The 13,625-nt window shown below is 46.5% G+C and carries 11 protein-coding genes; 9 read left to right on the top strand and 2 right to left on the bottom strand.

The features are described 5' to 3' along the window. The first annotated feature begins 58 nt into the window (after window positions 1–58). The 6 genes from KV201_RS16605 to KV201_RS16580 all read left to right on the top strand — a co-directional run bounded on the left by KV201_RS16605 (window position 59) and on the right by KV201_RS16580 (window position 8,223). Complete coding sequence (locus KV201_RS16605; RefSeq protein WP_226059950.1) at window positions 59–697, top strand: methyltransferase domain-containing protein; 639 nt, start codon at window positions 59–61, stop codon at window positions 695–697. A 977-nt stretch (window positions 698–1,674) separates the two neighbouring features. Next, window positions 1,675–2,256, top strand: a complete 582-nt coding sequence (locus KV201_RS16600) for a hypothetical protein (RefSeq protein ID WP_226059949.1) — start codon at window positions 1,675–1,677, stop codon at window positions 2,254–2,256. 113 nt (window positions 2,257–2,369) lie between these two features. Next, entirely contained in the window at window positions 2,370–3,215 is an 846-nt protein-coding gene (locus KV201_RS16595; protein ID WP_012090521.1) for a DUF2971 domain-containing protein, read from the top strand. A 663-nt stretch (window positions 3,216–3,878) separates the two neighbouring features. Further along, the gene (locus KV201_RS16590; RefSeq protein WP_226059948.1) at window positions 3,879–5,294 is read left to right on the top strand and encodes an amidohydrolase; all 1,416 of its coding nucleotides are present in this window, start codon (window positions 3,879–3,881) and stop codon (window positions 5,292–5,294) included. A 137-nt stretch (window positions 5,295–5,431) separates the two neighbouring features. Further along, window positions 5,432–6,763 carry a pitrilysin family protein gene (locus KV201_RS16585; RefSeq protein ID WP_226059947.1) on the top strand — a complete coding sequence of 444 codons (1,332 nt, stop codon included), beginning with the start codon at window positions 5,432–5,434 and terminating at the stop codon, window positions 6,761–6,763. Then, complete coding sequence (locus KV201_RS16580) at window positions 6,760–8,223, top strand: pitrilysin family protein (protein WP_011845481.1); 1,464 nt, start codon at window positions 6,760–6,762, stop codon at window positions 8,221–8,223. The genes KV201_RS16585 and KV201_RS16580 overlap by 4 nt, the downstream gene beginning before the upstream one ends. A 101-nt stretch (window positions 8,224–8,324) precedes the next feature. Here the strand turns inward: KV201_RS16580 and KV201_RS16575 are convergent, their stop codons facing one another. Further along, complete coding sequence (locus tag KV201_RS16575) at window positions 8,325–10,346, bottom strand: prolyl oligopeptidase family serine peptidase (protein WP_226059946.1); 2,022 nt, start codon at window positions 10,344–10,346, stop codon at window positions 8,325–8,327. Window positions 10,347–10,640: 294 nt separating this feature from the next. On the opposite strand from KV201_RS16575, the gene KV201_RS16570 reads away from it, so the two are divergent. Further along, on the top strand, window positions 10,641–11,183 hold the full coding sequence (locus tag KV201_RS16570) for a hypothetical protein (protein WP_226059945.1): 543 nt from the start codon (window positions 10,641–10,643) through the stop codon (window positions 11,181–11,183). Between the two features lie 42 nt (window positions 11,184–11,225). Here the strand turns inward: KV201_RS16570 and trmL are convergent, their stop codons facing one another. Beyond that, window positions 11,226–11,690, bottom strand: a complete 465-nt coding sequence (trmL, locus tag KV201_RS16565) for a tRNA (uridine(34)/cytosine(34)/5-carboxymethylaminomethyluridine(34)-2'-O)-methyltransferase TrmL (RefSeq protein ID WP_226059944.1) — start codon at window positions 11,688–11,690, stop codon at window positions 11,226–11,228. A 160-nt stretch (window positions 11,691–11,850) separates the two neighbouring features. On the opposite strand from trmL, the gene KV201_RS16560 reads away from it, so the two are divergent. After that, the gene (locus KV201_RS16560; protein WP_226059943.1) at window positions 11,851–12,624 is read left to right on the top strand and encodes a transporter substrate-binding domain-containing protein; all 774 of its coding nucleotides are present in this window, start codon (window positions 11,851–11,853) and stop codon (window positions 12,622–12,624) included. A 126-nt stretch (window positions 12,625–12,750) separates the two neighbouring features. After that, a complete protein-coding gene (locus tag KV201_RS16555; RefSeq protein WP_063882377.1) occupies window positions 12,751–13,608 on the top strand; it encodes a DMT family transporter in 858 nt (285 codons plus the stop codon). The last annotated feature ends 17 nt before the right edge of the window (window positions 13,609–13,625 follow it).

Here is a 13,625-nt window from a genome sequence, read left to right as displayed (position 1 = left end):
GGCATTGCTACTATCCTTATCCTCATTACTATGCACCTTACTACCCTAGGAATTGTTGTTGAATATCTGCCCCTTATGCCATGGCACTGAATTACTCGCTTATCATCAAGATAAAAAGCGCGATTACCATCAATGCCAAATCTGCCAACTGGTGAGCGTGCCTCCTGAGTTTTATCTTTCGCCCGAAGCAGAAAAAGCCGAGTACGATAAACATGAGAATCATGCCAATGATCTTGGCTATCAAACCTTTTTAAATCGCACACTCGAGCCATTACTTAGCCGTGTTAGCATTTCGGCCCAAGGGCTCGATTTTGGCTGCGGTGAAAGCAAGGCATTGAGTCTGATGGCAAAGGCGCGTGGCTATCACATCGATAATTACGACCTTTATTACGCCAACAATCCTGAAGCCTTGGCTCGCCAATACGAGTTTATAACGTTAACTGAAGTCATAGAGCATGTGAGCGATGCCGCAGGTTTGCTTGCTCAACTTGATAGCTTATTAAAACCCAACGGCATTTTGGCTGTGATGACTAAACGCGTACAAGATCAGACTGCATTTACCCGCTGGCACTATAAAAACGATCCCACCCACATCAACTTTTATGCCGAAGCGACCTTTGAATGGCTCGCGCATCACTATGGCTGGCGACTCGAAATCATCGATAAAGACGTAGTGTTTTTGCATAAAGTAAATTAATGCTTAGTGTCCTTAATGTCAGCGTGTATCTAGCGGCTATAGATCGTGAATTTAATACTGTGTTGCTGATTCAATTCTAATGTTTTGCACGGTAATCCAAATAATCAAAAGTTGATTATTTGGATTAACCTATCAACCATTAAGCATGTCCATTCCAGTGACATGCAGCAAGTCCATTATCTAAATACTCGAACGTGATATCTGCTGTATAGGATATACGAATGCCGCGATCATATAGATGTGAATAAGCGACCATGTCATGGACTGCTACTTTCGTGGCAGTGCTTAATCCTCTTTTAGGGCGAGAATTAAATACGGGCTCGTTAAAATCCGTGAATCAGACTTGCCTAGTCTGGTTCACGCGCTAAACACCGTCATTTTGCGTTGGCTTTGGGCTACACGGTTATGCCCAAAGTGTGTTTCGTAGTTTGAATGCTTTAATCAAAATCAAAGTCGTGGGGCTTCACCCCACACCCGACCAAGGAGGACTGCTCGTCCTATCCTCCTTGGATTCTCCAGGACGCCCCCAACGGAGTTGAAAGCCCCTTGTGCTCATTGCCAAATTCGCTATCGCTTCCGAAGGATGCGTCCCTGCACCTGCGAAAGCTAGTCGGTCATCCATGACCGAACTCACGCAATTTGTCTATTCGCCCTGCGGCAACTCCGAGGGGAGGTGTATTCCTTGGAGTTTTGAGTCGTTAGATAGCGATTCATCAGCAAAAATAAGCGCGAAAAATGAGAAAGCTAAAAAGATATCAAGTAATTACCCATCAAACTGTATAAAAAACCGCTACCGCAAAAAAGCAAATTCCTATAGCATCATTTATACTCATTTACATGGATGTGGCAGTGGCCATATTTGAGATTTAGTCAACAAGCGATTTATGCCCTGCAAATGACGCAGGGCATAAATGCTAAGATGTTAGGTGTTTTAGTTCGTGTTTAGTGCCGCGGATCACAACTTCATGGTTGATAGCATGAAGATAGTTGTTGACTCAATTGAGTCAAAGCTTAATGAACCTTTCTTTGCCGAGTTCAAAGAAATTGCGATTGAGGCAATATCTAAATACATCGCCGCAATCAAGAAATTTGAAGCATCAGTGACGAAGCATTATTTTTTTCCCAGCCAAGACAATGAGGCTGAAGAATTTATACGTTCGCACTTCTGCGAACTTGTCGACAAAATAGACGACAAGAATGTGATTCAGGTCTTTGATGCGCTACGACACTCGTTTTCGTGTTATGCGTACAATGGACTCCATCAGCTTTATACTCGCCAAGAAAATGAATGCTGGCACCCTAAAATAAAGCTTACAGAAGTCTTGTCCCCAAACGACATTGAATCACTTGATAAAGAGCTAACCCTTTATCGTGGTTGCGATATTAGTGAGATCGAGAACAATTCTTTCGGTCAGGCTTGGACCACCTCATTACAGGTAGCCAGAGACTTTGCGTACACTCACTATCAACACCAAATCTGGTTTGCTGGAAATAGCAGGATCGTTTTAGAAGCAACATGCGCGAGGGATCAAATCCTGTTTTCAGAACAATCAATTTAGTATGAAGTAGTAGTTGATGCGAGCAAGTTGATTAATGTACGTAAACACACCTAATACTACCGCCGAGAGGGACAGCTGCTCCTAACTTCCACGTTATAAAACAAAGGTGATTCTTGATATTATATAAATATCTACATCCTGATCGCATAGATGTTTTGAAGAATAGGACTATTCGTTTTTCTCCTCCTATTGCGTTCAACGACCCGTTTGAATTCAAACCAGTTATAAGCAGTATTGCGTCTGATGAGTATGTAAATGCTTATGTGGCAGAGAACTTAGAGAGTTTAGTTGAGTCCGAGTTGTCTAAAGTGCCGGAAGATGTTCTAAATTTAATCCCAAGATCTAAAGTTCAAGAGTTCGCCGTTTCATATTTTAAGAATAACCCGCTACTGTTTAGCTTCCTTATGAATAAGGCAAAAGAGCAGTTATCTACGATATTGTCTGAAAAGTCTAATGAGCTTATTGGCGTATTGAGTTTAACTGAAAAGCCAGATAATTTGCTCATGTGGTCTCACTATGCCGAATCGCATCGTGGGTACTGCATAGGTTTTAACTCCAATCATTCATTTTTCAATCGAAAGCGTTCTGAAAAGGACGAGTTCTATCATTTGAGGAAAGTAAAATATTTGGCCCATCGACCATCGAAGTCACTGGTTGATATGAATGGGACGGATATTTTTTTGCTAAAATCAAATGCTTGGGAGTACGAGCAAGAATGGAGAATGTGCGCTGTTTTACCTGACGCAGATACGACTATTAACTTTACTGCTGCTCCTGCTGTTCATTTGTTTAAATTTCCCGCTGATGCAATAGAGGAAATAATCGTAGGGGTTAACGCAGACTCTTCGTTAACTGAAAGCATAAAAAATATTATTGACCGTACGGAATTTAGTCACGTAAAGGTTAAGCAAGCCAGTGTCTCTGAAAAGGAATTCACTCTGAGTTTTATAGATTTATAACAAATAAGGATAGGCCGCGCGTAGCCGTGACCCATTTTTATGACGCTTGGCAAGTGTTGAACAAGCCCGGGGCTGGTTGTTGACACTTTGTTATTCAAATGGCTGGTTGAGAATTTGAGGGTCTAAAGGTCGTATTTTGAAAGTGACTTTTTGTGCAGACATGACGAGCCCTTAGCGAGCGAGCCAGTATTTTTGTAAATTTAGCGAGTCATCCAAAGTTAAAGCTGATCTAGGTGTAAAGCTTATGCATGGCCGGAAAATGCGGGCTTTCAGATATACGCTGGGATTAACGGTATTAAGCACAGTCATGGAAGTGACCGTCCGTGGCATGGATGCCACGTTCGAGCATCCATGGACGGACTGGCTGCGTGTCACTGTAATGGCAGTGCTTAATCGCAGATATATAATGATAAGTTACTGTTTTATAAGTATATAATATCGTCATAGCCTTCTTTGCCAGTGAACCACCAGTCCAATTCTTCCCATGTTTAAAGCTTAAGATCTCTAAAAGCTGGATTCCCGCTCAGAAGTATTGCGGGAATGGCGACTAGAGACCGTCTCCAATAAAGCACAGTCTCTTTTACCTTCATCGTAAATCTATTAACAATTCCTCAGTGTCCGTGTAGTTTAGGTAGCTTATAAAAACAACAATAGGTTATCGCTATGACTTTACCCTCTGTATCACCATCTGCAATCTCAAAATCAGCAATCCTAAAGGCATTTGAATTTAAATCCTCAGCAAATAAATCCCATTTCTCTAAGACTTTACTCGCTTCGGCCTTAGCCTTGAGCTTTATGGGCGCGGGTTTGAGTTCGGCGCAAGCGGCGACCAGTGCTATGCCGGATGCGGCTAAGTTGGCGGCGGGTGTGGAGCAAAAGGTGATCGACTGGCGCCGCGATTTGCATCAACACCCTGAGTTGTCTAACCGTGAGTTTCGCACCAGCAAGATTATTGAAAAGCATCTGAAATCATTAGGGTTAGACGTACAAACGGGTTTGGCACATACAGGCGTGGTGGCCATTTTGAAAGGCGGAAAGCTGAAAGGTGGCAAGTCTGGTCCGTTGATTGCAATTCGGGCGGATATGGATGCTTTACCTGTGACTGAGGTGGTCGATTTGCCCTTTGCCTCTAAAGCAACCGATACCTATCGTGATCAAAAGGTAGGGGTGATGCATGCCTGTGGCCACGATACCCATGTGGGCATGTTGATGGGCGTGGCTGAAAACCTCGTGAAAGTGAAAGACAGCCTCGCGGGTGATGTGATGTTTATCTTCCAACCTGCCGAAGAAGGCGCGCCAGACGGGGAAGAAGGCGGCGCGGAGTTAATGCTTAAAGAAGGGCTGTTTGCTAAGCGTAAACCTGACCAAGTGTTTGGTATGCATGTTACCTCTAGCATGCCGAGTGGCATGATTGGCGTGCGCAGTGGCCCAGCGATGGCGAGTGAAGATTCCTTTACGATCAAAGTGAAAGGCCGCCAAACCCACGGTTCGCGTCCTTGGAATGGGGTCGATCCTATTGTCGCTGCGGCGCAAATTATCACTAACGTGCAAACGATCGTCAGCCGTCAGGTGGATATCACTAAAGCCCCTGCCGTGGTGAGTTTTGGTGCGGTTAATGGTGGCATTCGCTCTAACATTATTCCCGATGAAGTCGAGCTGATTGGTACGATTCGCACCTTCGACCAGCCCATGCGCGCCGATATTAAAGTGCGTTTAGCTGAAATGGCCGAGTTGTCGGCGAAAACGCTTGGTGCGAGTGCGACCACAGAGATCCACCCAGGTTATCCTGTCGTGGTGAACAATCCCGAATTAGTCGCTAGCATGCGTCCTGTGCTCGCCAGTGTAGTCGGCGATAAGATGCTGATTGAACCTGGATTAATCACAGGTGCCGAAGACTTTTCTTATTACGCCTTAAAAGCGCCGGGGATGTTTTTCTTCCTCGGGGTGACGCCAAAGGGAACGGATCCAGAAACCGCGGCCAGCAATCATTCTCCGGCTTTTTATGTAGATGAAAGTGCGTTAAAAGTGGGAGTTGAGGCCATGACTAAAGTGGCGTTGACTGCGCTAAATGCGCAATAAGTCGGACAGACGTTATTCCGTAAGCTCTTCGGTATAACTTGAGCTTACAAAAAATCGGCGCGGGATACGCTTTCTGCGCTTGATTTGTTAAACAATTTACCTCTATATGTGGATATTTACAGCAAGGAGCGAACAAGATGAAGCGCACGCTATCGGCTCTTGTGTTGGCCATGGGACTTTTTAACCCCCTAAGCCAAGCACAGGCCACCACGGCAGAAGACATTAAGAGTTTCACGCTAGATAACGGCATGAAAATCATGGTGCTAGAAGATGCCTCTATTCCCAATGCCAACATGTATTTGTTTTGGAAAGTCGGTTCACGTAACGAAGTGCCCGGCATCACCGGTATTTCGCACTTTTTCGAACACATGATGTTCAACGGTTCAAAAAAGTACGGCCCGAAAATGTTCGACCGCACTATGGAAGCCGCAGGTGGCGCGAACAATGCGTATACCACTGAAGACATGACGGTTTATACCGATTGGTTCCCTGCCAATGCGCTTGAAACTATGTTCGATCTCGAAGCCGACCGTATCGCTAACTTAGATATCAACCAAACTATGGTCGATAGCGAACGTGGTGTAGTGCAGTCGGAACGTTCCACTGGCTTAGAAAACTCTAACTGGAATGCCCTTGAAGGTGAGATCAAAGGCGTGGCATTTTTAGCTCATCCTTATTCGTGGTCTGTGATCGGCCATGAGTCGGATATTGCCGCTTGGACACTAGAAGATCTCGTGCAGTACCACAAAACCTATTACGCGCCGAACAATGCCGTGGTCGTGATTGCCGGTGATGTAAAGCTTGCCCAAGTTAAAGCCTTGGCCGACAAGTACTTTGCGCCTATTCCTGCACAAACTCCGCCTAAAGCGATTCGTACCGTAGAACCTGAGCAAAAGGGCGAGCGTCGTACCTTTGTGCAAAAGGCATCGGTGAGCACACCGAATGTGATGCTGGCTTACCATATTCCGGCGGCGACTCACGCAGATTTTTATGCGCTGGATTTATTAAGCTCGATTTTGAGCCAAGGTAATAGCTCGCGTTTGTATCAATCACTGGTTGATAAACAAGTGGCCTTAGAAGCGCAAACCTACATGCCGATGTCGGTCGACCCGAACCTCTTCTATGTAATGGGTGTTGCCACGCCTGAGGTAAAAGCCTCGACGCTGGAGCATGCGCTGATTGAACAAATCGATGCGATTGCGACAATGGGTGTTACTCAGCAAGAACTGGATAAAGTTAAAAATATCAAGTTGATGGATTTTTATCGTTCGATGGAAACCATTAATGGTAAGGCTAATACCATAGGCACCTATGAGATGTATTTTGGCAGTTACGACAAGCTATTTAATGCGCCAGAAGCCTATAACAAGGTGACGCCAGCGGATATTCAACGTGTTGCCCAAACCTATTTACGTAAATCGAATCGCACTGTAGCTGTGCTGGCGGCAAACGAGGAGATCTCTCAATGAAATCGATGGCAATGAAATCACTTAAGATGGCATCACTCGGGAAACCTTCTAAGTTAATGGCCGCATTAGCCCTAGGCACAAGTTTAGCCTTAGCGGGTTGTGCTACGACATCGGCGCCAAAACGCGTTGAAACTGGCAGCTTTGTGATGCCAAGTTACGACAAGTTCGTACTGGATAACGGCTTAACTGTGTATTTAATGCCGCAGCGCGAAGTGCCTTTAGTCACCTTAAATGCCGTGGTACGTGCGGGTGCTGTCAATGACACCACTGCAGGCGTGGCGCAAATGACGGCAGAAGGTTTGTTGTTAGGGGCGGCGGGTAAATCTAAGGCGGATATCGAACAGCAAGTGGATTTTCTCGGTGCAAGTTTAGGCGCGGAAGCGGATAAAGAAGGCAGCTATCTCAGCGCCGATTTTATGGCGAAAGACACTGATGTCATGCTGGGCTTATTTAGCGCGGCGATGTTAACGCCGGACTTTGATGCCGCCGAGTTCGATAAACTCAAGCAACGCGCGATTGCGGGTTTACAGCAAGATAAAGAAAGCCCACGGGCTGTGATTGGTCGCTACTTCGATAAGCTGGTATTTGGTGCCCATCCTTATGGTAATGCGGCTTCGGGTAACAGCGATTCGCTTGAACAAGTGACTGTGTCGCAACTGCGCGCTTTCCATAAGAGTTACTACCAACCGGCCAATACTGCGATTACCGTCGTGGGTGACTTTGATGTTGCCGCCATGAAGGCCAAGCTGACACAAACCTTTGGTCAGTGGAAAGGCAGCGAGAAACTGGTGCAGCCTGACTTAAACCAAGGCCTACCTCAGTTAACCGCAGCTAAAGTTTTGCTGGTGGATAAACCCGATGCAATCGAAACCACCTTTGTTATCGGCGGTTTAGGCATTAGTCGTGACAATCCAGACTATGTCGGTTTAACGGTAGTGAATACTATTTTAGGTGGTCGTTTTACCTCTTGGCTTAACGACGAACTGCGGGTAAACGCTGGCTTAACCTATGGCGCACGCTCAGGTTTTAGCCCTTATACCGACTCGGGTGTGTTTACTATCAGCACTTTTACTAAGACGGAAACGACTCAAGAAGCGATTGATCTCGCACTGAAAACCTATGCTCGCTTATGGGAGAAAGGCGTAGATCAAACCACCTTAGATTCGGCTAAGGCCTATGTGAAGGGTCAGTTCCCACCTAAGTTTGAAACCTCAGGCCAGCTGGCGGGATTGTTGTCAGGCATGTATCTGTATGGCTTCGATGATAAGTTTATCAATGAGTTCCAAGCTAAGGTGGATGGTTTGACCTTAGAAGAAACCCAAAGACTCGTGAAAACTTACTTCCCGCAAAAAGATCTACAATTTGTGTTGATTGGCAATGCGGCTAAGATTGCACCTATCGCCGCTAAGTATGGCAAAGTGCAAACCGTGGATATTAAAGCCACGGGCTTTGGCCAATAAGCTCAGTCTTTTCAAACTAAGGCGTTAGCCTACGCTTTGGCTTAAGTTAACCCATTAAAAAGGTCTGCATTGCAGACCTTTTTTGTATCTATGGATCGCGTTTAACGCGCGCCAGGTTCGGCAAAGTGGGTCATCCACTTCTTCACTTCGTTATACCAGTAGACTGAGTTATTGGGCTTCATAATCCAATGATTTTCATCGGGGAAATAAATCATCCGCGATTCAACATGTCGACTTTGCAGGGTGTGAAACAGCTCGAACCCTTGGGTCGCCGGCACTAAGTAATCGAGTTGACCATGACTGACTAAGGTTGGAGTGTTGAAGTTAGCCGCAAAGTAATGGGGCGAAATGGCTTTATAGAGTTCTGGATTATCCCAATAGTAGCCAAATCGGGTGCTGTGCACGGCAAAGTCCGACGCCATTTGTGCATACATGTCGTAGACCGCAGCATGGATCAATAGTGCTTTAAAGGGATGCGGCTGACCTAAAATAATCGAGGTCAGGTAACCACCATAACTTGCACCACTCGCCACCATGCGATCACTGTCTATCCAGCTTTGTTGTTTAAACCAGTCTGCCGCCTTGAGCACATCCTCAAGGGGTTTTGTCTTCCAATCGGGATTGATGGAATCGGCAAATTCCTGACCAAAGCCGCTCGAACCGTGGAAGTTTGGCCACGCAGTGACATAACCCCAAGAAGCAAAGGTTTGCGCGTTCCAACGGTAATGGAAACCGTCGGTAATGGCATTGTGTGGCCCGCCGTGGACGAGCATAAACAGTGGGTATTTTTTGCTGCGATCAAATCCTGCAGGGTAGTGGACCCACATTTGAATATCTTTACCTTGATAGCCTTTGTAGGTGACTGATTCATAAGTACCTAGGTCGACATCTTTGAGAATATCGTCGTTAAAGTTTTCTAGGCGTTCAATCTTACCATTGCGAGGATTGATGCTGACCAAGCGAGCGGGATACAAAAAGCTCTGATTGGTGGCAATCAGTTCGCCATCTTTGCCTATGGCGGGTTGGCTAAAATCGGTTGCCTCTGTGATGGCTTTTACTTTGCCGTTCTTGGCATCGATAAAGTAAATGCGGTTTGTGGCTGCGTCCTCCACTGTGGCATAAAAGCCCTTATTGTCGGGTGTCCAACTGAATTGGGAGACAGAACGGTCCCAGTCAGATGTGAGTGTTGTGAGTTTACGGCTGTCGATATCCAGCAGCATCAGCCTTGAGGTATCGGCGTAGAAACCGGGAATTTTCTGGCGGGTAAAGGCGAGCGTTTTACCGTTAGGGCTAAAGCTCGGATTCAGATCCGGCGCTTGATTATCTGCGGTGAGATTTTCGGCCTTGTTGCCTCCAATTGTGGCGAGAAATATATCAATTTTAGGATCGACTTTATTCTCTGAGCCATAGGCATTGAAGGCGATCCAGCGTTCATTGGGGGAAACATCATAGCTTGCACTGCTTTGATCTGATCGTGGTAATTCATGGCCCGCAGGCTGGGTGATGTTTTCGACATTACCGCCTTTGGCCGGAATTCTAAATACGTGGGCTTGACGACGTTCATCTAACCAGTGATCAAATTGGGAATAGGGCAAGGCGTTCCATTGATGGGCGGAAACCTTATTGTCTGTATCTGTGGTGAGCTGGGTTTTCATTTCCTCCCAGCTTTGATTAGGAAAGATATTGCTGATGAAATACAGATGCTTGCCAACCCACTTAATGCTGTTAACGCCAGTGGGAATATCGGTTAAGCGCTGCGCTTCACCCGGACCATCCATCGGCAGCAGGTAAATTTGGCTCGCCTCGTCTTCATTGCGCTGACTCACAAATGCCAAGGTTTTGCCGTCGGGGGAAAACACGGGCTCGCTCACCCTTAAACCTTTGGCTGTGATCGCTCGGTTATGCTTGCCATCGAAATGCCACAGCTGGGTTGAGCCTTTATCTGCTTTGAGATCGTACTCTGTGACTGGCGCGATAATGTGTTCGCCCGTGGGGGATACAATCGGGCTACCGATACGTTTGAGTTGCCAAAGTAATTCCGCTGAGAGTGGTTTGCCCTGTTCTGCAAATGCCGAGCTAAAGGGTATCAGTAAACAGAGTAATAAAATGCCTGTCTTCTTCACTATGAGTCTCCTTGTGATACAAACAGTTACTAGGATTATGATGTTGCGTATTTTTGCTAAGTGGCAAGTTAGCATGAAAACCCGCTATGCCTGAATAAGCTGTTATGTAAGCAACTGTGAATCTTTGTTGGGTATCTCAGCTCAAAAGCGGCTGATGTAGGCGGTAAACAGTCAGGCTAACTGCAATACAAAAGCGTTCATTCCGTCGTTAAAGGAATCGTTTGTAATGGGGGATTTGTCGATTGATGCTTTTAACGCTAATGTATTGATCTGTTTCGGGTAGGTGCTAGAGATATGCCACTTAAAATCGACCGTTTAAACCTTATGCTGGGTCTTGCCATTGTACTGAGCGTGTTTTCGTCCTCCTCAGTCATGGCCGCTAAGGTCAGTTTCAAGGAATTTTGCCCACAGTTTGTCGGTCAGTGGGCGGGTGATGCTGCCAAGGCGGGGGAAATTCCGAGAAAAGTGGCCGTTACGGGCTTTTGCTCCCACGATCAGCGCCAGTTGATCTTATCTGTGAGTATCGGCACGAGGGCGCCCTTTAGCGAAACTTGGTGGTTTAGGGAACAAGGTGATCAAGTATTACTGACCTATTACGACGGTGTGGCAGAAGATAAACAGCAAGTCTTTAGTTTATATCGACAAAATGGGGATTATTCTCTGCTAGGGGAAGGCATGGTCAATACGCGCTCTGCCTTGATCCAATTGCTGTTCGAGGCAAAATCGCCCCAAGGGGCATGGCAATGGACGCAGAATATCCAATATCTCGATGATGATATCGACCGCTATCAGCTGTTTCGCGGGATAGAGATGACGCCTGTCGCACCATCTCCATAGCCGCCCCTTAGCCACAAATCCGCGATTTAGCTGCGGTAGCGCTTAAAGTGCGCCAGCAAAATCCAGTTGGCGCCACGCTTCATAGCTGATAATCGCTACCGCATTTGACAGATTCAAACTACGACTGGTGGCCGCCATGGGAATACGTAATCGCTGCTCGGTCGGGATCGACTCGATAATCGACATTGGCAGACCACGGGTTTCAGGGCCAAATAGCAGCACATCATCTTTCGCAAAACTGAGTTCAGTATGCGGGCGACTGCCTTTAGTGGTGCAGGCCATAATGCGCTTACCTGCCATGGCTTCGAGGAAGGCATCGAAGTCTTTGTGGCGAGTCACATTGGTTAAGTCGGCATAATCTAAACCAGCGCGGCGTAACTTTTTCTCTTCTAGATCAAAACCTAATGGCTCAATCAAATGCAGCTGACAACCGTTGTTGGCGCATAAGCGAATGATATTACCTGTGTTAGGTGCGATTTCTGGCTCATAGAGTGCGATATGGAACATACTGGCCCGCCTATAGAAAAATGACGGCTGATTATACGGCAAACGGCAGCTAAGCGCAGTGACAGAGTGATGCTTTATCACGTTCTCATTTGGATGCGAGGAATGAACGCCACAATCGTTGTCCTCTGCTAAGCTTGAGAAAGTCACCGAGGGACCACTCATGTTCAGTCACTTTATTACCTTGTGTATTTTTTCTGTGCTTTTCCTTCACAGCATTTTCACCCCAGCCTATGCCGCGGATGATGCTGTCATTAATGCTGGCGGCAAGCGGCAAATGACGGCTTATTTAGGGGAGATCCCTGGATTAATTAATGCCGATGGCACAGGGCCATTTGTGGAACTGGTTAAAGCAATTGATAGGGCAGATCCTGAGGTTGAAATTGAGATTAAGGTTTTTCCGCTTTCACGGGCTATGCTAGGCGTGACGCTTGGTCGTGCTGATTTTGGTTTGCCCGCAATCCGTAATAATGCCGCGTTAGATGCCTTACCTTACCGTTTTAGTTCTGTTTCATTTGGGCAAGTCACCCACGTGCTTTATACCAATGTGGATAAGCCGATAACGAAGGCCATGTTATTTGATCAGCAGCAAACGGGGCGCGTATTTACCGTTGAGGCGATCCCAGATTACATGCCTATCCCTGCGGAACCTTCGATAACCATTAAACGTTCTTTGCTAAAACTTTCCCATGGCCGTATCGATGCTTTCGTTTGGGCGCAGGAAGAGGCCGATATGATGCTGAAACAGTTGAAGTTGCATAATATCCACCGTGAAGACTTTGGCGATTTTGAAGATGTGTTTGTGATTGCCAAAGGCCCCGAAGGGGATGCCGTAGATGCATATTTGACTCGCATGATTGAATTACTGCGGCAGACTGGAGAGTTAAGCCAGATTTATCAAACTATCCATCTGTCCTACAATGACTGGCAACCTTAGTTTTAAAATCAAATAGTTAACCTGATTAACTCCCGCCGATAATGAGATATTCATAAACTTCACTTGCTAGGAGTGAAGACTGAGAATAACATATCTTCACATCAAGATACTTTTTGAAGAGTTATTATGCCTTTTGTAATCGCCTTACTCGCCCCTGTATTTTGGGGGACGACCTATGCGTTAGTGAGTCTCTACTTACATGACATGTCGCCCTATTGGGTGGCGGTGTGGCGCGCGCTGCCTGCGGGGATACTGATGTTGATGCTGCGTCCTCGCTTGCCAACGCTGGTGTGGTCAAAGCTCGGTTTGCTGGCTTTTTGTAATATCGGCGCTTTCTTCACCTTGTTATTTATCGGCGCGTATCGTTTGCCGGGCGCAGTGGCGGGGACATTAGGGGCGACGCTGCCGTTAATTTTCTTAATCTTAGCTTGGGTGATTGATAAAAAACGCCCTGGGATGAAGTGGTTACTATTAGGCTTAATGGGCCTTGGCGGGGTGATTTTACTGCTTAACCCGTCGGCGGATCTCGATCCTATCGGCGTGTTGTGCATGTTGAGCGCCACGACGTTAATTGCTTTCTCTTCTCGCTGGATGCAAAAGTGGGATGTGGGTGACTTTTTAGTGCTCACCGCCTGGCAGTTGTTTTTGGGTGGTTTGATGTTAATCCCGCTAGCGTGGTTTATGGCGGGCCCGCCGCAATTACCGAGCCTGACAGTGGTGCCATCGTTAATATGGCTAGTGATTGCTAACACCGCCATCGCTTATTGGGCTTGGTTGTGGTCGATGCGAAATTTAGGGCCAGAAATCATGGGCATGGTTGCTTTAGTCAATCCCGTGGTTGCCGTATCATTAGGGGTCATGATTGTGGGTGAGACATTAGACATGCGTCAGTGGGCGGGGATAGGTGTAATATTACTGTCGCTGTTGTTGATGAAATTGCCACAGAATTTAAGGTTAAATCCATTTAAAAAAGTGCAGCCCTAGTCAGTATTTTGGGGTAA

The organism is Shewanella sp. SR1 (assembly GCF_020447145.1).
Classification (GTDB): Bacteria; Pseudomonadota; Gammaproteobacteria; order Enterobacterales; family Shewanellaceae; genus Shewanella; species Shewanella baltica.
Note: the sequence above shows the minus strand (reverse complement) of the source record. Positions and strands in the feature narration are given on the sequence as shown.

Excerpts from the sequence above, each read along its gene's own strand:
- KV201_RS16600 (WP_226059949.1), top strand. The coding sequence starts at position 1,675 with ATGAAGATAGTTGTTGACTCAATTGAGTCAAAGCTTAATGAACCTTTC.
- KV201_RS16580 (WP_011845481.1), top strand. The coding sequence starts at position 6,760 with ATGAAATCGATGGCAATGAAATCACTTAAGATGGCATCACTCGGGAAA.
- trmL (WP_226059944.1), bottom strand. The coding sequence starts at position 11,690 with ATGTTCCATATCGCACTCTATGAGCCAGAAATCGCACCTAACACAGGT.
- KV201_RS16585 (WP_226059947.1), top strand. The coding sequence starts at position 5,432 with ATGAAGCGCACGCTATCGGCTCTTGTGTTGGCCATGGGACTTTTTAAC.
- KV201_RS16570 (WP_226059945.1), top strand. The coding sequence starts at position 10,641 with ATGCCACTTAAAATCGACCGTTTAAACCTTATGCTGGGTCTTGCCATT.
- KV201_RS16555 (WP_063882377.1), top strand. The coding sequence starts at position 12,751 with ATGCCTTTTGTAATCGCCTTACTCGCCCCTGTATTTTGGGGGACGACC.
- KV201_RS16560 (WP_226059943.1), top strand. The coding sequence starts at position 11,851 with ATGTTCAGTCACTTTATTACCTTGTGTATTTTTTCTGTGCTTTTCCTT.
- KV201_RS16590 (WP_226059948.1), top strand. The coding sequence starts at position 3,879 with ATGACTTTACCCTCTGTATCACCATCTGCAATCTCAAAATCAGCAATC.